Genomic DNA, 18,129 nt, shown 5'->3' with positions numbered 1-18,129 from the left:
TGACAATGACGCGTCCGTGAAATGACTATTTTTTCGCTGAAACGATTCGCTGTTACCTATCCTCCACCGTATAAAGTCACTGTTTAAATACTTTATTTGTTACCGGTATCACGAAAAGAAATTTACGTAACCCCGATGCCAGATCTCGCAATTGTTAACCTTTTCATCATGGTTAACCCTGTTTACGGAGCACCTCAAAAATAAACCTTACACTGGCAAGGTGAATACAATGACCGAAATAATTACCCGTAAAGAAAAGATCAGTTATGGGTTAGGCGATATGGCGAGCCATATTGGGCTGGATAACGTCATTATTTTTCTGACGTTTTACTATACGGACGTGGTGGGGCTACCTGCCGCATTCGTGGGCACCATGTTTCTTCTGGCGAGAACCGCCGATGCCATAATAGACCCGGCGATGGGCTATATCGCAGACAGGACGCGCACGCGCTGGGGCAAATTCCGCCCCTGGATGCTGTGGCTGGCGCTGCCCTTTGGCGCAAGTTGTCTGCTGACCTACGCCGTGCCGGCGTCGCTCGATCTGCACGGTAAAATGATTTTCGCCACCGTCAGCTATACCCTGATGATGCTGATGTACACCGCAATCAATATTCCCTATTGCTCCATGGGCGCGGTGATCACGCCCGACAACGATGCGCGAATTTCCCTCCAGTCCTATCGTTTTTTCCTGGCCACGCTGGGTGGCGCGCTGTCGACATTCTTTATGATGCCGCTCGCAGAGTTTTTAGGCGGCGATGATAAATTACTGGGCTACCGCTGGGCGATGGCCATTATGGCGACCATCGCGGTCATCATGTTCTGGATCTGCTTCGCCAATACGCGTGAACGTATTAAGGCTCCCGCTACCCACAATAATTATCTTGCGGAACTGCGGGATTTATTACGAAACGACCAATGGCGGGTTGTCGCCGTCCTGGTATTAACCAACATTGGTTTTGGCGTTATTCGCCTTGGCGCAATGATGTATTTCGTCACTTATTATCTCGGTAGCGCAAGCTATTTTATGTGGATGCTCGGGGCGCATATTCTCGGGAAAGCCGCAGGCAGTGCGCTGGCCAAACGTCTGACGCAGAACGTCAGCAAAGTGCAGATGTTTGGATACTGTTCCGTACTGGCGGGGGTACTCAGCATCGCCCTGTTCTTTGCGCCTAAGTCAGTGCTTATTCTGGTGCCCATGACGTTTATCGTCTCCACCCTTTACCAGGCCACCACCACGCTGATGTGGGTAATGATGGCGGACGTCGCCGATTACGGCGAATGGAAACAGGGGAAACGGATGGACGGCGTGATCTTCTCCACCTTCCTCGCCGTACTCAAGCTGGGAATGGCGATCAGCGGCGCGATTGTTGGCTGGACGCTGGGCTTAAGCGGCTATGTCGCCAACGCCCCGGAACAGACCACCACGGCCATGTACTGCATCATCGCCCTCTTCACCGTCGTGCCTGGCGTCTTGTCACTCTGCGCGTTTGCCACGCTGCGCTGGTACAAGCTCGACGACAGCACAATGCAATCCATCCATCTTGCCAAACACCCTGTTTAGAAGGACGCGTTTTCCATGAGTGAGCTGATCCAACATTCCAACAGTATCGAATGGCGTTTTGAACGCCAGACCCTGCGTATTGAACCGTGGGGTGAAAACAGCCTGCGCGTCAGGGCCACCTGCTCCCCGGCTTTTGATGACGCCTTACAGGCACTGTTGCCCGCCGCCCCTTGCCAGGCTGAGATTGTCGCCGAAGCGGAAAGCCTGACGCTGCGCAACGGCAATATTACCGCGACGCTGAATCTTAAAGGACAGCTGGCCTTCTACAATCAGCGCGGCGAACTGCTGCTGGAAGAGATGTGGCGCCAGCGTTCAACGGTGGGTATCGGTGCCAGCGAGAAGAGCCAGGATAAATATGTCAGCGCCCTGAAGCTGGATGGCCGCGAATTTAAGCCGCTAATGGGGGGGAAATATCAGCTCACCGTCCGGTTTGAATCGCGTCCGGATGAACGCATCTATGGCATGGGTCAGTATCAACAGCCGTGGCTGGATCTGAAAGGCTGTACGCTGGAACTGGCGCAGCGCAACTCCCAGGCCAGCGTGCCCTTTATGCAGTCCAGCCTTGGCTATGGCCTGCTGTGGAACAACCCGGCGATTGGTGAAGCCAGCTTTGCAAAAAATCAGACGGAATGGCGCGCCCGCGTCACAGGAGAAATGGACTACTGGATCACCGCCGCCGACACGGTGGCGGATATCACCCGCCAGTATGTGAAAGCCACCGGTACTCCGCCCTCCGCCCCGGCGTTTATCAGCGGGCTGTGGCAGTGCAAATTACGCTACCGCACCCAGCAGGAGGTGCTGGAGGTTGCGCGGGAGTATCGCCGCCGTAATCTGCCGCTGTCGGTGATGGTCATCGACTTTTTCCACTGGCCGAATCAGGGCACCTGGTGCTTCGACCCCGTAGACTGGCCCGATCCTGAAGGGATGGTCGACGAGCTGCGCGAAATGGGTATTGCGTTGATGGTGTCGGTGTGGCCAACGGTAGAGGCGCGCAGCCCTCTCTACCCGCTGATGAAAGCCAAAGGCTGGCTGGTCAGCAGTGAACGTGGCGTGCAGGTCAACCTCGATTTTATGGGCAATACCACCTTCTTTGATGCGACCCATCCTGAGGCGCGGAAATTCGTCTGGGGTACGGTGAAGAAAAATTACTACGACATGGGCATTAAGCTGTTCTGGCTGGACGAAGCCGAACCGGAATACCGCGCCTATGATTTTGACAACTATCGCTACCACGCCGGTCCGGTGCTGGAAGTGGGCAATCGCTACCCGCGTGACTTTGCGCAGGGCTTTTACGATGGGCTCCAGGCAAACGGCGAAACGGACATTGTTAACCTGGTACGCTGCGCCTGGGCAGGCAGCCAGCGCTTCGGCGTGCTGGCGTGGTCGGGTGATGTTCACTCCTCGTTCCATGCTTTTCGCAATCAACTCGCCGCGGGACTGAATATGGGGCTGGCGGGGATCCCATGGTGGACAACCGATATCGGTGGCTTCCAGGGAGGGAACGTTAACGACCCGGCGTTCCACGAATTGCTGATCCGTTGGTTCCAGTGGGCGGTGTTTACACCGGTTCTGCGCATGCACGGCTATCGCGAACCGCAGATCCAGCCCCCGGAGCGCTACCGTGACGGCATTCCTCAGTGTAACAGCGGTTCGCCTAATGAGCTGTGGAGTTACGGAGAAGAGAATTACGCCATCATGCAGCACTGGCTTACCGTGCGCGAAACCCTGCGCCCGTATATTGACGCGTTGTACCAGCAGGCTCATCTGCACGGAGACCCGCTCATGCGTCCGCTGTTCTGGCACTATCCGCAGGATAAGCAGAGCTGGGCGTGTGAAGATCAGTATCTGTTTGGCGAAGATCTTCTGGTGGCGCCGGTTATGCAGGCCGGTCAGCGTGAGCGCAATGTCTGGCTGCCGACGGGCAATAGCTGGGTCGCTCTCAACGGTGAGCGCTACGCCGGTGGGGAGCATATCCGGGTGCCTGCGGCGCTGGAAACCATCCCGGTGTTTATCCGCGAAGGAAGTCCACTTATCCAGCAGCTGGTGGACTGACGTCAGGCAAGTGCCCAAAAATAGACAATTTTTTCAGTAAAGCCTGCCTGCCGTCGCGTTTGCGCGTAAAGTAAGCAGGCTTACTATTTTTGGCAAGGATCCCGTCATGTTCGACCCTACTCTGCTCATACTTCTGGCCCTGGCTGCTCTGGGTTTTGTCAGCCACAACACCACCGTCGCGATTTCCATTCTGGTCCTGATCATCGTTCGCGTCACACCATTGAATACCTTCTTCCCGTGGATAGAAAAACAGGGGCTTACCATCGGGATCATTATTTTGACCATCGGCGTGATGGCCCCGATTGCCAGCGGAACGCTACCGGCCTCAACGCTGCTGCACTCCTTTGTAAACTGGAAATCGCTGGTGGCGATTGCGGTGGGCGTTTTTGTCTCATGGCTTGGCGGGCGCGGCGTGACGCTGATGAGCAGCCAGCCTTCACTGGTGGCCGGGCTGCTGGTGGGCACCGTGTTAGGCGTGGCGCTGTTTCGTGGCGTGCCGGTTGGCCCGCTGATTGCTGCCGGACTGGTTTCGCTGTTTATCGGGAAGTCGTAGTCAGGCTGGCGATATAGCGAGCGGGCGTCTGTCCCAGTCCTTTCTTAAACATGGTGATGAAGGCGGTGGTGGAGTCATACCCCAGCGCCTGCGCCGCCTGCTGAACCGACTTTCCGCCGATCAAAAACTGCAATGCGACAATCAGCTGGAGCTGGTGCCGCCAGCGGCGAAAGCTCAAGCCAGTCTCTTTCACCACCAGCCGCGCCAGATTGCGTTCGCTCATGGCAAAGTGGCTGGCCCACTGCGCCAGCGTCTGCCAGGCGGCAGGTTCGTTTGCCATGGTCTCACTCATCAGGCGAATTTTTGGATGCGGAGATACCGGCAGCTGTAGATGCTCCTGCGGTTGCAGGGGCAGTTCATCAAACAGGACGTCAACCAGCCTTCCGGTAGCGGGAAGAGGCAGTTCCTCCCGTGACCTGTCCGCAAGCGCCAGCACCAGCTCCCGAACCAGGGGCGATATTTTCAGCGTACAGGTACGCGTCGGCAATTCGAGCGCACCGGGTTCAATAAACAGCAGACAGAGCTGCGCGCCGGGCGTCGCCTTGTTGCTGTGCGGCGTTTGTCCCGGGATCCACACCGCATACTGGGGCGGCACCATCAGCATCGCGTTCTCCACTTCACAGGTGATCGCTCCCCCCAGCGCCATAATCAGCTGCCCTTTGCGGTGCTGATGCAGCGGAATATATTGTTCCTGTGCCACCACGCGGATGCGAAAGGCCACCGCCGCGTCGTGCTGGCTATCGGGATCGTAGCCATCGAGCCCCAGTCCGTACATAAAGTTGTCCGATATTAGCGATAAACTGTCATTTTAGCCTGATTTCAACCACGACTTAAATCGGTATGGTATGCGCTCGCCTGAACGTAAGAGACAATAATGACTACTGCTATTCAACCTTCCGGGAAACAGGGTGCGCTGCTGATTGCAGGCATCCTGATGATTGCCACGACGCTGCGCGTCACCTTTACCGGTGTCGCCCCCCTGCTCGATACCATCCGACAGGACTATGGTTTAAGCACGGCGCAAACCGGCCTGCTCACGACGCTGCCTCTGCTGGCCTTCGCCTTTATCTCTCCCCTTGCCGCAGGCGTCGCCCGGCGCCTGGGCATGGAGCGCAGCCTTTTTATCGCTCTGCTGCTGATTTGCATCGGGATTGGCGTACGTTCGCTGCCGTCGGCCTCGCTGCTGTTTATCGGTACGGCGATCGTGGGCTGTGGGATTGCGCTGGGCAATGTCCTGTTACCTGGCTTAATCAAACGTGATTTTCCGGGCCAGGTCGCAAAACTGACGGGGGCTTATTCGCTGACGATGGGAGCCGCTGCTGCCGCAGGGTCGGCGCTGATCGTCCCGCTGTCGCTGGGGAGTGGTGGCTGGCACGGGGCGCTGTTGATGCTGATGTTCTTCCCGCTGGTGGCGCTACTGCTGTGGTTACCGCAATGGCGCCAGAAGCCGGCCGCCACCCTGACCGGAGCGGGCGCGTTGCACAATCGGGCTATCTGGCGCTCGGCGCTCGCCTGGCAGGTGACGCTTTTTCTGGGCATTAACTCGCTGATTTACTACGTCATTATCGGCTGGTTACCCGCGATTTTGCTTAGCCATGGCTACAGCGAAACGCAGGCTGGCTCCATGCACGGGCTTCTCCAGCTGGCAACCGCGGTTCCCGGTCTCGCCATTCCGCTGATCCTGCACCGTCTTAACGATCAGCGTGGCATTGCCGGGCTAGTCGCCCTGATGTGCGCCGTCAGCGCGGCCGGGTTCTGGTTCGCGCCGGGGCTGGCCGTCGTCTGGACGCTGGTGTTTGGCTTTGGATCCGGCGCCACCATGATCCTCGGCCTGACGTTTATCGGGCTGCGCGCCAGCTCGGCCCATCAGGCCGCGGCGCTCTCCGGCATGGCACAGTCGATTGGCTATCTTCTGGCGGCCTGTGGCCCACCGCTGATGGGGAAAATTCATGATACCGCCGGAGACTGGCGCATTCCGCTGCTCGCCTGCGCGCTGGCCGCAGTGGTGATGGCGTTATGCGGTATGCTTGCCGGGCGTGACCGGGAGATCACACCCCGCTGACATTCAAGGCAGACCCGGAGGTCTGCTTTTTTTATCCCTGCGCCGCCCGCAGCATGGCCTGTACCAGCACGACCGGGCGCCCTTGCAGCGCGGCCCGCTCATGCTGGAACAGCGTGAGGACAAAGAAAGGATGGGTTACCAGCTCTGCCGCGCGGATCTCGCCCTGCTCGTCCCAGCCCGTTACGCGCATGTCGCCCCGCTCAAGCTGGTCGGCAAACTCAGGTGAGACGCCGTAATTGCAGTGATACCCCTCCTGAATTTCCGGCTTGCCATACGCTTTAGCAATCAGCGTGTTATTCCGCAGCTCGATCGCGTCGGTTTTTTCCACCAGCGAGCAGGTCAGCGGCGCAATTACCATCCTTCCCTCGGTGTCGGTTTCGGCATGGCCTGCATCGTGCCAGCCCAGTACATTACGCGCATACTCAATCAGCGCATGCTGGAACCCGCCGCAGGTGCCGAGAAAGGGGATGCTGTTCTCACGCGCGTAACGGGCCGCAATAAACGCCGCCTCGGTGTTTTTATACGGGCTTGCCGGTACCAGCCAGATGGCATCGTACCCGACCAGGTCTTCGGGGCTGGTCAGCTCAGGCGTGGCGAGCCAGTCATAATCAGCGGTGAGATCCAGAACCGCAGCGGCGTCGTCAATCGCCAGCGGGATCGCCTGGTGCGCAATAACATCGGGATTGTAATCACCAACCAGCGCAATGCGCAGCGTCGTTTTAACCGGGGAGAGTTCCATCAGAGATTCCTTATGCCGGAGGATTTTCAGATAACATAAGGAACCTCAGACTACCGATCTTTTGCAATTATCACAATACCTTAAATTGGGAGGATAAAAGCCGGGTGCTATAGTGTTGTTGCAGAACGTCGTAAGGAAATGAGGAGGACCCATGATTCAATGTAAACGCGTGTATGAGCAGGCGACCTCAAAAGACGGTTACCGGATCCTGGTCGACAGACTCTGGCCGCGAGGGATAAAAAAGACCGACCTCGCCTGTGATGAGTGGTGTAAAGCGCTAACGCCGTCCAGCGAACTGCGAAAAGCTTTTCACAGTGAAACGATAGATTTCACCGCGTTCAGTGAAGCCTATCGTAAAGAGCTGGCGCAGCATCCGGATGAAGGCAAACGCCTGGCGGCTCTCGCCAAACAGCAGACCGTGACGCTACTCTATGGGGCGAAAAATACGGAGCAGAATCACGCGCAGGTACTGGCGGACTGGCTGCGTAAACTGTGATTAACCGATCGCCAGCTCATCCACGTTGTGTGGCATCTCGTCGGGAGTAAGCGGCATCAGATGTTCCGGGCGAACAAACGCAAAACCGTGCTGATTATCAAAGGCGTAAACATCACCGGTGACCAGCCACAGCGCACGCGCTGACGTGGCGGGTAATTGCGTCATGACGCCGTTAACCGGGTTCACAAAACGCTGGCCCGGCTGACAGAGGCCAAACAGCTCCACGGATTTACCGATATTTCGACGGCCTGCCGCCGTACGCGCACCCACGATCATCGCCATGCTGCCCGGTTTTAACTGAAACATACTTCTTCTCGCATACGTACTGCCAGAAACTGGCTAAGAATAATCCTAAAGAGAAGTGTATCGCAGTTTTATTGCCGTTGTCATCTGGTCGGTTGCGGGTGATCGCGGCGGTAAAGATCCCATTCATCGATCACTTCCCCGCCGGGCAGTTTGCACTCGGTACGTACGCCCTGCGGGCTTTGAACAGGGATTTGCTCTCCCCCTTTCTCCAGACAGTACACTGACGCCGGGTTTGCCATACCAATAGCGTGCGGCGGTTGAGGCGCATCAGGAGGGGTTGTCTTTGTTGAGCAGGCGGCCAGCGGTAAAACCAGCGCCAGGAGAAGATATTTCATTATCATGATCCTTCAGGGTGTAAAAACGTCAGAGTAACGGGTCATCGCCGTTTTCTCCATGATTTCTCCATTAAACCTGCACGATTCCCCCTTATAGTGATGCCTGTTCTCACACTGACCAGAGAACATCATTCCGTAATCAAGATGTTTTGCCCCGATCTCAACATCGGGGCTTTTTTTAGTCTTCCCCTCATCTGCCTTCAGAAGAATCTATAAAATCAATCCTGTTCATGTTTTACTATGGCTGGAGTCTATATTTTCAGCACAACATGCAGATACAGAGGTCTTCTGCATGGGAGTCATCCTGCCTCATGTCAGATATCATTCTTGCCCGTGTTTCAGAAACCCTCTCCACTGATCAATCTCTCGACAGTCTGGTGCGTCAGCTACTGGAAATGCTGGAAATTGTGACGGATATGGAATCAACCTACCTGACGAAAGTCGATATCAATGCGCGTTTGCAGCACATTTTATATGCCCGTAACAGCAAGCAAATGCAGATCCCTGAAGGGTTCAGCGTGCCCTGGGACGAAACGCTGTGTAAGCGCGCCATCGACAGCGACACGTTGTTCAGTAACGAGGTGCCCGACCGCTGGCCGGAGTGTGAAGCGGCCAAAGCACTGGGCATTACAACCTATATGAGCGTGCCGGTTCACCTGGCTGACGGTTCTCTGTATGGCACGCTTTGCGCGGCCAGCACCGCACAGAAACAGTTCAGCGAGCGTGGCGAGCAGGTGATCAGGCTCTTTGCCGGGTTAATTGGTCAGTACATTCAGAAAGAGTCGCTTGTGCTTCAGCTTCGCGAAGCAAATGCGGCGCTCATTGCCCACTCTTACACCGACCCCCTCACCGGCCTGCCGAATCGTCGCGCCATTTTTGAAAACCTTACCACCCTGTTCTCACTGGCGCGCCATCTTAACCGCAACGTCATGATGGCCTTTATTGACCTCGATGATTTCAAGCGAATCAATGACCAGTACGGGCATGAGGCGGGCGATCGCTTCCTTGTACAGGTCGGCAAGCGGCTGACTCACGAGCAAACGCAGGATGAGATTATTGGCCGGCTCGGCGGCGATGAATTTCTGGTTGCCAGCCTGAGTCACAGCGATGATGGCGACGCCAGTACAGAGGTCAACGCAATCAAAACCCGCCTCAATGGTCTTATTGCGGGCGAATACGGGTTGGGCAATGCCACTATTCTTTATCCCGGCGCAAGCCTTGGCGTCGTTATTGTTGATCCTCACAGCACGGATGAAGATAGCGCCCTGCGCACCGCAGACCTCGCGATGTATCAGGATAAAAAAGGAAAAAGCAAAACAGGCTTTGTCGCGTTAGATTAAAACCGTACACTCTACGGCCTTATACAAACTCAAACAGGTGATGGCATGAGAATAGGGATCCTCTTTCCGGTGGTTATTTTTATCACGGCGGTGGTGTTTTTAGGCTGGTTTTTCCTTGGTGGTTACGCCGCGCCGGGGGCTTAAATGAGAAAAACGACCATCATCATGCTGATTGTCGCCATCGTGGCCGTCGCCGGTACGCAGTTGGGCTGGTGGTAACGCCCAAAGTAAAAAGGCCGCCGTCAGGCAGCCTTTTTTAACTCAGGTCAGATTTAGCTTTTGATTTTTCTGTAGATAAACAGAACAACCAGGGCGCCAATCACCGCGACGACAAAGCTGCCGAAGTTGAAGCCATCAACTCTGCCAAAGCCGAACAGGGTACTGATCCAGCCACCGACGACTGCACCCACAATCCCCAGAATGATCGTGACGATGAAACCGCCGCCATCTTTGCCCGGCATAATCCACTTCGCCAGGATCCCCGCAATCAGCCCAAAGATAATCCAGGATAAAATTCCCATAGCTTTCCTCTCTGTATGGTTTTTGTCATTAAATCAACGACACAGAAAAGGATAGCACAGGATCTGAGAAAGGAAATTTGTGATAAGAATCACACGGTTCGTTTGATTAAAATATGAGCAGTAAAAAATTGCCGTTCCACACTCATCGTGGGGTTGCATCTTTTACTGAGAAAGATTATCTTTCTCATTACTGAATAGTTGAGCAAATCACTCAGGTATTCAGTACGACATTGCTCACATTGCTTCCAGTATTTCTTGCCCACTCTTGAGTGGGCTTTTTTTTGCCCGCCCCCACCAAAATCTGGCGTTTTTTCTGTGGAGGTGAAACGCTATTCTCTGTGGCTTCTGAATAACCAAAAAGCGTTGATAACATGAACGTATCGAGCAAGTTTGTCATCTGCCTTAATCTTGTTTCTGCCAGTACGTTACTGCTACTGCTCTCAACACGGTTTGAATGGTTCTGAGATGAAAGGAGCCTGGCATGGTGGCTTTCCTTTCGATTCCGTGCAGCCTCAACTCTCATACTTGTAGCTTTTATGACCTGTGTTAAGATCCCTGCACCTCAGGACGTGGTGGGACAACAGGAAAATGAAGAAGGCCATTGCCGTTGCTATCATCTCAACCTTTATGGTCGTCCTGTCGCTGTATGCGGTTAACGCCATTATCGCTGAGCAGCAAAAGAACCGGCAGAGGGAGATCTCCCACACGCTCTTAAGCTATTCTGAAGAGTTAACGCAAAATATCGCCAGTACGCTTAAAAATACCTCCGCGCAGGGATGCGATAGCGCCAGTCTGAACGTCTACCGAAAATTAAAGATGCGAAGTCTCTATTTCGCCGATGTGGGGTTTATTGAAAAGGGGAAAATCACCTGCACCGCGTTTTGGGGCAAGCTGGCAAATCCCATCGCCCTTCCCTCTGAGCTGCACAATACCCAGAACGGATTCAGCCTGGCGCAGTTTTCGCAGAAAGATTTCTTTGTCGGCAATGCGACAATCTATAACCACCTTATTATCTTCACCTCCCGTTCAGCCTACGATAAATTTGCCCCCGTTACCGCCAACTATTCGCTTCGTTCTTCCACTAAAGATTTCGGCCGCACCTTTTTCACCGTTACGCCGCCATCAGAAAACTTCAGCCGCTTACAGTCTCTGTTATTTACGCTGGCTGTGACAGAGTGCAGTACACGCTGGGATTTGTGCGTTACCGTCACACACCATGATGCCGGACTGGCTTCGCTCTCCCACGTAGTGATGGTGCTTCTGTGCTTGTTTTTATACTTTATCTGGGTATCCCTGACGCTGTTTTCTCTTCGACTTTATGAAGACCGACGTTCTCTGGAACGAACGCTGGTCAAAGCGGTAAAAGCGAATACCATCAGCGTTCATTTTCAGCCTGTTATTCGGGTTGCTGATAAGAAAATCGTCGGGGTTGAAGTGTTATCAAGATGGCAGGATAACAATCACAAAGAGGTTTCTCCTGAGCTGTTTATCCCGTTAATTAAAAAAATTGGCCTGTATAACGTTTATTATCAGAACATGATAAAGAAATCCCTGGCGGAAATTGCCGCGCTGGCCGCTGAACATCAGTTAATGATTTCACTGAACGTTGGCCGGACGGAAATTGAAGACGGCAAATTCCTGGCGGTATTACGTCATGAATGCTCAGAGAACGCGATTCCCTTATCGTTAATCAAAGTTGAGTTATCCGAAAATGGCGTTTCCACCGCGGCCATCCTTGAAGAGTTTTGTGAGGAGCTTAAATCGGCAGGCGTCAAAATTTCAATAGACGATTTTGGTGTGCAAAACTCTAATCTGGCCAGGCTATCAAATCTCAAATATGACGAAATCAAGGTGGATAAGTCGTTAGTGGACGGCATCAGCGAGCACTATAAACAGGATATCCTGGTGATCTTCAGCGACGCGCTCGCTAAACTGCACAAAACCCTGGTTTTTGAAGGGGTTGAAAGCGAAACGCAATATCAGTTCATCGCGCAGAGATACCCCGATGCCCTCGTACAAGGCTGGTACTTTTCAAAGTCGCTAACCCGGCACGACCTCGCCAGGCTGCTGGCAGACTCAGCGCGATGACGCGTTATTCATTGCCCCACTGATTCAGGAAGTTTGCAATATCGTCAATGCGCGCTTCGTCTATCTCGGCCTGGACAGCCATCTCCCGCTGCGCCTCTTCACTGATTTCCTCATTGTTGTATAAGCGAGTGAGCAGCAGCTGGAAATAGTGTGCCAGCGGCGTACGCTCTGCCTCTTCTACCGGTTTCGCCGTTTCAGTCGCATACTCGTCGACGATGTCATAATACTTGAGCGGGATATCATGGGTCATAGCGTTGTTTCCGTCTTGTGTGCATAAAAAACGGGAACCCTCAGGCTCCCGTTGTCATTTAACCCAGCGAGTGGATTACATGTTCGCGATAATCGCGTCGCCAAACTCTGAGCATTTCAGCAGTTTAGCGCCTTCCATCAGACGTTCAAAGTCATAGGTGACGGTTTTCGCGTTAATCGCGCCTTCCATACCCTTAACGATCAGGTCTGCGGCTTCGAACCATTCCATATGACGCAGCATCATCTCTGCGGACAGAATGATAGAGCCTGGGTTGACTTTGTCCTGGCCTGCGTATTTAGGTGCAGTACCGTGAGTTGCTTCGAACAGGGCGCACTCGTCACCGATGTTCGCGCCCGGGGCGATACCGATACCACCCACTTGCGCGGCCAGCGCATCGGAGATGTAGTCACCATTCAGGTTCATACAGGCGATCACGTCATACTCAGCAGGTCGCAGCAGGATCTGTTGCAGGAACGCATCGGCAATCACATCTTTAATGATGATCTCTTTACCGGTGTTCGGGTTCTTAATTTTCTGCCATGGGCCGCCGTCGATCAGTTCACCGCCGAACTCTTCGGTCGCCAGCTGGTAGCCCCAGTCTTTGAACGCGCCTTCGGTGAACTTCATGATGTTGCCTTTGTGAACCAGGGTCACAGAGTCACGATCGTTGGTGATAGCGTATTCGATGGCGGCACGCACCAGACGCTTGGTCCCTTCTTCGGAGCATGGCTTGATGCCGATGCCGCAATGCTCAGGGAAGCGAATTTTCTTCACACCCATCTCTTCGCGCAGGAATTTAATCACTTTTTCTGCATCAGCAGAGTCCGCTTTCCATTCGATACCGGCGTAGATGTCTTCTGAGTTTTCACGGAAGATAACCATGTCGGTCAGTTCCGGGTGCTTAACCGGGCTTGGGGTGCCCTGGTAGTAACGCACCGGACGCAGACACACATACAGATCCAGTTCCTGACGCAGCGCCACGTTCAGGGAGCGAATGCCGCCGCCAACTGGCGTGGTCAGAGGGCCTTTGATAGCAACGCGATAGTCGCGGATCAGGTCCAGCGTTTCGGCTGGCAGCCAGACGTCCTGGCCATAAACTTGAGTCGATTTTTCACCGGTGTAAATTTCCATCCAGGAAATTTTACGCTCGCCTTTGTAGGCTTTCTCAACAGCGGCATCAACCACTTTCAGCATTGCCGGGGTAACGTCTACGCCGATACCGTCGCCTTCAATGAACGGGATAATCGGGTTGTGAGGAACGTTAATCTTGCCGTTTTGCAGGGTGATCTTTTTACCTTCCGCCGGAACAACTACTTTGCTTTCCATTAACCTCTCCTTCGAGCGCTTCTGGTTGTTACTGATCTTATGTTAATAAATTGTAATGAGCCTTCCGATAGTACCTGATTGTCCGACGCCATGAAAGGTCTTCGTTATTAGGCTATAATGCGGCAATTGATAACGCCTGAAAATACCATGAAGAAAACTTCTTTTAGAAAACACCGGGTTGAGCGATTCAGCTCACGACAAGCCACCAGAAGAACGCCAGAACCCCAGCCAACGCGGGTCATACTGTTCAATAAACCCTACGATGTATTGCCGCAGTTTACCGACGAGGCCGGGCGCAGCACGCTGAAGGATTTTATCCCTGTACAGGGAGTCTACGCGGCCGGGCGTCTGGATCGTGACAGCGAAGGGTTGCTGGTGCTCACCAATGACGGCGTGCTCCAGGCCAGGCTCACTCAGCCGGGCAAGCGTACCGGGAAAATTTACTTTGTGCAGGTTGAAGGCGAGCCGGACGACGCGTCGCTGGCAAAACTGCGTAACGGCGTAACGCTGAACGACGGTCCCACCCTGCCGGCTGGTATTGAGCGCGTGAATGAACCCGAGTGGTTGTGGCCGCGCAACCCGCCGATTCGTGAGCGGAAATCCATTCCCACCAGCTGGCTTAAAATAACCCTTTATGAAGGCCGCAACCGACAGGTCAGGCGCATGACTGCGCATGTGGGCTTCCCTACCCTGCGACTCATTCGCTATGCCATGGGCAGCTACACGCTGGACTCGCTGGCAAACGGGGAATGGCGGGATGTTACCCTTAAGGAGAACTGATGTTTAAACCTCATGTTACGGTCGCCTGCGTGGTCCATGCGCAGGGGAAATTCCTGGTGGTGGAAGAGACCATCAACGGCAAAGCGCTGTGGAACCAGCCTGCCGGGCATCTTGAAGCCAATGAAACCTTACGCCAGGCGGCAGCCCGTGAGCTGTGGGAGGAGACGGGTATCCGCGCCGAACCGCAGCATTTTATCCGTATGCATCAGTGGCTAGCGCCTGACCAGACGCCTTTCCTGCGCTTCTTATTCGCCGTTGAACTTAACGAAACGTGCGCCACTGAACCGCACGACGACGATATCGATCGGTGCCTGTGGGTGACTGCCGAGGAGATCCTGAACGCGCCAAACCTGCGTTCGCCGCTGGTGGCGGAAAGCATCCGCTGCTGGCAGTCTGCGGCGCGCCTGCCGCTGGATATCATTGCAGAGTTTAACTGGCCGTTTACAGAGGGTGTCAATGGTGGGGGGGCGTGATAGAATACGCCGCCTTGAAGTTCAATGTCGTGAGTATTCCATGTCAGATAACAGCCAGAAAAAAGTAATCGTCGGCATGTCCGGCGGTGTCGATTCCTCCGTTTCCGCCTACCTGTTGCAGCAACAGGGCTATAAGGTGGAGGGCCTGTTCATGAAGAACTGGGAGGAAGACGATGGCGAGGAATACTGCACTGCCGCTGCGGATCTCGCCGATGCGCAGGCCGTGTGCGATAAGCTCGGCATCGAACTGCACACCGTTAACTTTGCCGCAGAATACTGGGACAACGTTTTTGAACTCTTCCTCGAAGAGTACAAAGCGGGCCGCACGCCAAACCCGGATATCCTGTGCAACAAAGAGATCAAATTCAAAGCCTTCCTGGAATTCGCCGCGGAAGACCTGGGCGCAGACTACATTGCGACCGGCCACTACGTGCGTCGCGCGGATGTGAATGGCAAAAGCCAGCTGCTGCGCGGCCTGGACGGCAACAAAGATCAGAGCTACTTCCTCTATACGCTAAGCCACGAACAGATTGCCCAAAGTCTGTTCCCGGTTGGCGAGCTGGAAAAGCCGGAAGTGCGTAAGATTGCTGAAGATCTGGATCTGATCACCGCGAAGAAAAAAGACTCCACCGGTATCTGTTTTATCGGCGAGCGTAAATTCCGCGAGTTCCTGGGGCGCTACCTGCCTGCACAGCCGGGCAAAATCGTCACCGTTGACGGTGATGAGATTGGTCAGCACCAGGGGCTGATGTACCACACTCTCGGCCAGCGTAAAGGTCTGGGAATCGGCGGCACCAAAGAGGGCAGCGAAGATCCGTGGTACGTGGTCGACAAAGACGTCGAAAACAATATTCTGGTTGTGGCTCAGGGTCACGACCACCCGCGCCTGATGTCCGTTGGACTGATCGCGCAACAGCTGCACTGGGTCGATCGCGAGCCGCTGAAAGGCACGCTACGCTGCACAGTGAAAACGCGCTACCGCCAGACGGACATCCCTTGCACCGTAACCGCACTGGATGACGATCGCATTGACGTGCGTTTCGACGAGCCGGTTTCCGCCGTTACCCCTGGCCAGTCTGCTGTTTTCTACAGCGGCGAAATTTGCCTCGGCGGTGGGATCATTGAACAGCGCCTGCCGCTGCCTGCTGTTTAAACCGTTTGCACACATAAAGGAGACCGTGTGGCGAAGAACTATTACGACATCACCCTGGCGCTGGCGGGAATTTGCCAGTCAGCCCGTCTGGTGCAACAGCTGGCGCATCAGGGTCATTGCGACGCTGATGCCCTGCACGTTTCACTCAACAGCGTTATCGATCTTAACCCAGGCTCCACGCTGGGCGTCTTTGGCGGCAGTGAAACCAATCTTCGTCTCGGTCTTGAAACTCTGCTCGGCGTGCTCAACGCCAGCAACCGTCAGGGGTTGAACGCGGAACTGACCCGCTACACCTTAAGCCTGATGGTGCTGGAACGTAAGCTTAATGCGGCAAAAGGCGCAATGAATACCCTGGGCGACCGCATCGCCGGGCTACAGCGCCAGCTCGACCACTTTGACCTCCAGTCTGAGACCCTGCTCAGCGCGATGGCCGGTATCTACGTTGACGTGATTAGCCCGCTCGGCCCGCGTATTCAGGTCACCGGTTCGCCTGCCGTATTGCAAAGCCCACAGGTACAGGCGAAGGTACGCGCTTCGCTGCTGGCAGGCATCCGTGCCGCCGTGCTGTGGCAACAGGTCGGCGGTGGCCGCCTACAGTTAATGTTTTCTCGTCATCGCCTGACGACTCAGGCAAAACAAATTCTTGCTCATTGTTAACCTCCCGGAGTTGCGAATTATGGAATTATCCTCACTGACCGCCGTATCCCCTGTCGATGGACGCTACGGCGATAAAGTCAGCGCGCTGCGCGGGATCTTCAGCGAATATGGCCTGCTGAAGTTCCGTGTTCAGGTTGAAGTACGCTGGCTGCAAAAGCTGGCCGCCCAGACAGCAATCAAGGAAGTTCCTGCTTTTGACGCAAAGGCAAACGATTACCTTGATAAAATCGTTGCTGAGTTCAGCGAAGAAGATACCGCGCGCATTAAAACCATCGAACGCACCACCAACCACGACGTGAAAGCGGTTGAATACTTCCTGAAAGAGAAAGTGGCAAGCGTCCCTGCCCTGCACGCGGTATCTGAATTTATTCACTTCGCCTGTACGTCTGAAGATATTAACAACCTGTCTCACGCACTGATGCTCTCTACCGCGCGGAAAGAGGTAGTACTCCCTTACTGGCGTAAAATCATTGATGCGGTGAAAGCGCTGTCCGTGGAATACCGCGACATTCCGCTGCTGTCCCGTACTCACGGCCAGCCAGCAACCCCATCCACCATGGGTAAAGAGATGGCGAACGTGGCGTACCGCATGGAACGCCAGTATCGTCAGCTGGAGAAGGTTGAGATCCTCGGCAAAATCAACGGCGCGGTGGGTAACTACAACGCCCACATCGCCGCGTACCCGGAAGTGGACTGGCACCAGTTCAGCGAAGAGTTTGTGACCTCTCTGGGGATCCAGTGGAACCCGTACACCACCCAAATTGAGCCGCACGACTACATCGCCGAGCTGTTTGACTGCATTGCGCGCTTCAACACCATCCTGATCGACTTCGATCGTGATGTATGGGGTTACATCGCCCTGAACCACTTCAAGCAGAAGACCATCGCCGGGGAAATCGGTTCGTCCACCATGCCGCACAAAGTGAACCCAATCGACTTCGAAAACTCCGAAGGTAACCTGGGTCTGGCGAATGCCGTGTTGCAGCATATGGCGAGCAAGCTGCCGGTATCTCGCTGGCAGCGTGATCTGACTGACTCCACGGTGCTGCGTAACCTGGGCGTAGGTATTGGCTACGCGCTGATCGCCTACCAGTCCACCCTGAAAGGTGTGAGCAAACTGGAAGTTAACCGCGACCGTCTGCTGGACGAGCTGGATCACAACTGGGAAGTGCTGGCGGAGCCGATTCAGACCGTGATGCGTCGTTACGGCATCGAAAAACCGTACGAGAAACTCAAAGAGCTGACCCGCGGTAAACGCGTTGATGCTGAAGGTATGAAACAGTTTATCGACGGTCTGGCGCTGCCAGAAGAAGAAAAAGCGCGCCTGAAAGAGATGACCCCGGCAAACTATATTGGCCGTGCCATCGCTATGGTTGACGAGCTGAAGTAATCGCCCTTCCCCCTTTCCACCTGGAAAGGGGGCTGCTTTACATCATC

General features: G+C 54.6%; 23 protein-coding genes. 15 read left to right on the top strand and 8 right to left on the bottom strand.

The genetic code is table 11. The features are described 5' to 3' along the window. The first annotated feature begins 229 nt into the window (after positions 1–229). The 3 genes from O1721_RS12855 (at position 230) to O1721_RS12845 (ending at position 4,166) form a co-directional block, all read left to right on the top strand. The gene (locus tag O1721_RS12855; RefSeq protein WP_015570785.1) at positions 230–1,561 is read left to right on the top strand and encodes a glycoside-pentoside-hexuronide (GPH):cation symporter; all 1,332 of its coding nucleotides are present in this window, start codon (positions 230–232) and stop codon (positions 1,559–1,561) included. A gap of 15 nt (positions 1,562–1,576) precedes the next feature. Continuing rightward, on the top strand, positions 1,577–3,613 hold the full coding sequence (locus O1721_RS12850) for a glycoside hydrolase family 31 protein (RefSeq protein ID WP_023296324.1): 2,037 nt from the start codon (positions 1,577–1,579) through the stop codon (positions 3,611–3,613). A gap of 106 nt (positions 3,614–3,719) precedes the next feature. Beyond that, the gene (locus O1721_RS12845; RefSeq protein WP_003857881.1) at positions 3,720–4,166 is read left to right on the top strand and encodes a DUF441 domain-containing protein; all 447 of its coding nucleotides are present in this window, start codon (positions 3,720–3,722) and stop codon (positions 4,164–4,166) included. Here the strand turns inward: O1721_RS12845 and O1721_RS12840 are convergent. Continuing rightward, positions 4,150–4,941 (bottom strand): AraC family transcriptional regulator, encoded by a 792-nt coding sequence (locus tag O1721_RS12840; RefSeq protein WP_017384695.1) that lies wholly within the window; start codon positions 4,939–4,941, stop codon positions 4,150–4,152. The genes O1721_RS12845 and O1721_RS12840 overlap by 17 nt on opposite strands. A 99-nt stretch (positions 4,942–5,040) precedes the next feature. Between O1721_RS12840 and O1721_RS12835 the strand changes: the two genes are divergently transcribed. Then, positions 5,041–6,228 carry a CynX/NimT family MFS transporter gene (locus tag O1721_RS12835; RefSeq protein ID WP_017384696.1) on the top strand — a complete coding sequence of 396 codons (1,188 nt, stop codon included), beginning with the start codon at positions 5,041–5,043 and terminating at the stop codon, positions 6,226–6,228. A gap of 31 nt (positions 6,229–6,259) precedes the next feature. Here the strand turns inward: O1721_RS12835 and O1721_RS12830 are convergent, their stop codons facing one another. After that, positions 6,260–6,967 carry a CTP synthase C-terminal region-related (seleno)protein gene (locus O1721_RS12830; RefSeq protein ID WP_032648030.1) on the bottom strand — a complete coding sequence of 236 codons (708 nt, stop codon included), beginning with the start codon at positions 6,965–6,967 and terminating at the stop codon, positions 6,260–6,262. Between the two features lie 151 nt (positions 6,968–7,118). On the opposite strand from O1721_RS12830, the gene O1721_RS12825 reads away from it, so the two are divergent. Further along, positions 7,119–7,463, top strand: coding sequence for a DUF488 domain-containing protein (locus O1721_RS12825; RefSeq protein WP_015570789.1), 345 nt, complete (start codon positions 7,119–7,121; stop codon positions 7,461–7,463). On the opposite strand, the gene O1721_RS12820 is transcribed toward O1721_RS12825, so the two are convergent. Then, positions 7,464–7,769, bottom strand: coding sequence for a hypothetical protein (locus tag O1721_RS12820; RefSeq protein WP_015570790.1), 306 nt, complete (start codon positions 7,767–7,769; stop codon positions 7,464–7,466). An 80-nt stretch (positions 7,770–7,849) separates the two neighbouring features. Beyond that, entirely contained in the window at positions 7,850–8,104 is a 255-nt protein-coding gene (locus tag O1721_RS12815) for a putative hemolysin (RefSeq protein WP_015570791.1), read from the bottom strand. A 311-nt stretch (positions 8,105–8,415) separates the two neighbouring features. On the opposite strand from O1721_RS12815, the gene O1721_RS12810 reads away from it, so the two are divergent. The 3 genes from O1721_RS12810 to yoaJ are packed head-to-tail and all read left to right on the top strand — an operon-like array spanning position 8,416 to position 9,663. After that, positions 8,416–9,444, top strand: a complete 1,029-nt coding sequence (locus tag O1721_RS12810; protein ID WP_032648028.1) for a sensor domain-containing diguanylate cyclase — start codon at positions 8,416–8,418, stop codon at positions 9,442–9,444. 45 nt (positions 9,445–9,489) lie between these two features. Then, complete coding sequence (locus tag O1721_RS12805; RefSeq protein ID WP_015570793.1) at positions 9,490–9,588, top strand: YoaK family small membrane protein; 99 nt, start codon at positions 9,490–9,492, stop codon at positions 9,586–9,588. After that, positions 9,589–9,663: a protein YoaJ gene (gene yoaJ, locus O1721_RS12800; protein ID WP_015570794.1), complete on the top strand. Its 75-nt coding sequence runs from the start codon at positions 9,589–9,591 to the stop codon at positions 9,661–9,663. A 53-nt stretch (positions 9,664–9,716) separates the two neighbouring features. Here the strand turns inward: yoaJ and O1721_RS12795 are convergent, their stop codons facing one another. Continuing rightward, on the bottom strand, positions 9,717–9,965 hold the full coding sequence (locus O1721_RS12795) for a GlsB/YeaQ/YmgE family stress response membrane protein (protein WP_003857896.1): 249 nt from the start codon (positions 9,963–9,965) through the stop codon (positions 9,717–9,719). Between the two features lie 211 nt (positions 9,966–10,176). After that, entirely contained in the window at positions 10,177–10,362 is a 186-nt protein-coding gene (locus O1721_RS12790; RefSeq protein ID WP_162183714.1) for a hypothetical protein, read from the bottom strand. On the opposite strand from O1721_RS12790, the gene yncL reads away from it, so the two are divergent. Both yncL and O1721_RS12780 read left to right on the top strand, forming a co-directional pair. Further along, entirely contained in the window at positions 10,337–10,429 is a 93-nt protein-coding gene (gene yncL, locus O1721_RS12785; RefSeq protein WP_071524166.1) for a stress response membrane protein YncL, read from the top strand. The genes O1721_RS12790 and yncL overlap by 26 nt on opposite strands. A gap of 124 nt (positions 10,430–10,553) precedes the next feature. After that, complete coding sequence (locus O1721_RS12780; RefSeq protein ID WP_023296321.1) at positions 10,554–12,053, top strand: EAL domain-containing protein; 1,500 nt, start codon at positions 10,554–10,556, stop codon at positions 12,051–12,053. A 4-nt stretch (positions 12,054–12,057) separates the two neighbouring features. Here O1721_RS12780 and O1721_RS12775 read toward each other — a convergent pair whose 3' ends face one another. Then, complete coding sequence (locus tag O1721_RS12775) at positions 12,058–12,303, bottom strand: YmjA family protein (RefSeq protein ID WP_022650806.1); 246 nt, start codon at positions 12,301–12,303, stop codon at positions 12,058–12,060. Between the two features lie 75 nt (positions 12,304–12,378). After that, positions 12,379–13,629: an NADP-dependent isocitrate dehydrogenase gene (gene icd, locus O1721_RS12770; RefSeq protein ID WP_003857898.1), complete on the bottom strand. Its 1,251-nt coding sequence runs from the start codon at positions 13,627–13,629 to the stop codon at positions 12,379–12,381. A gap of 117 nt (positions 13,630–13,746) precedes the next feature. Here icd and rluE point away from each other — a divergent pair, with 117 nt between their 5' ends. The 5 genes from rluE to purB are packed head-to-tail and all read left to right on the top strand — an operon-like array spanning position 13,747 to position 18,082. Next, positions 13,747–14,409, top strand: coding sequence for a 23S rRNA pseudouridine(2457) synthase RluE (gene rluE, locus O1721_RS12765; RefSeq protein WP_032648025.1), 663 nt, complete (start codon positions 13,747–13,749; stop codon positions 14,407–14,409). Then, entirely contained in the window at positions 14,409–14,882 is a 474-nt protein-coding gene (locus O1721_RS12760) for an NUDIX domain-containing protein (protein ID WP_032648023.1), read from the top strand. Before rluE ends, O1721_RS12760 begins: the two co-directional genes overlap by 1 nt. Before the next feature lie 40 nt (positions 14,883–14,922). Then, the gene (gene mnmA, locus O1721_RS12755; protein WP_032103856.1) at positions 14,923–16,035 is read left to right on the top strand and encodes a tRNA 2-thiouridine(34) synthase MnmA; all 1,113 of its coding nucleotides are present in this window, start codon (positions 14,923–14,925) and stop codon (positions 16,033–16,035) included. Between the two features lie 27 nt (positions 16,036–16,062). After that, positions 16,063–16,692 (top strand): high frequency lysogenization protein HflD, encoded by a 630-nt coding sequence (gene hflD / locus O1721_RS12750; RefSeq protein ID WP_006809213.1) that lies wholly within the window; start codon positions 16,063–16,065, stop codon positions 16,690–16,692. Positions 16,693–16,711: 19 nt separating this feature from the next. After that, positions 16,712–18,082, top strand: coding sequence for an adenylosuccinate lyase (gene purB, locus O1721_RS12745; protein ID WP_032648020.1), 1,371 nt, complete (start codon positions 16,712–16,714; stop codon positions 18,080–18,082). The last annotated feature ends 47 nt before the right edge of the window (positions 18,083–18,129 follow it).

The sequence above is a fragment of the Enterobacter cloacae complex sp. HYC033_NIDB genome (genome assembly GCF_056673335.1).
This window is presented reverse-complemented; position numbering and strand designations above follow the sequence as displayed.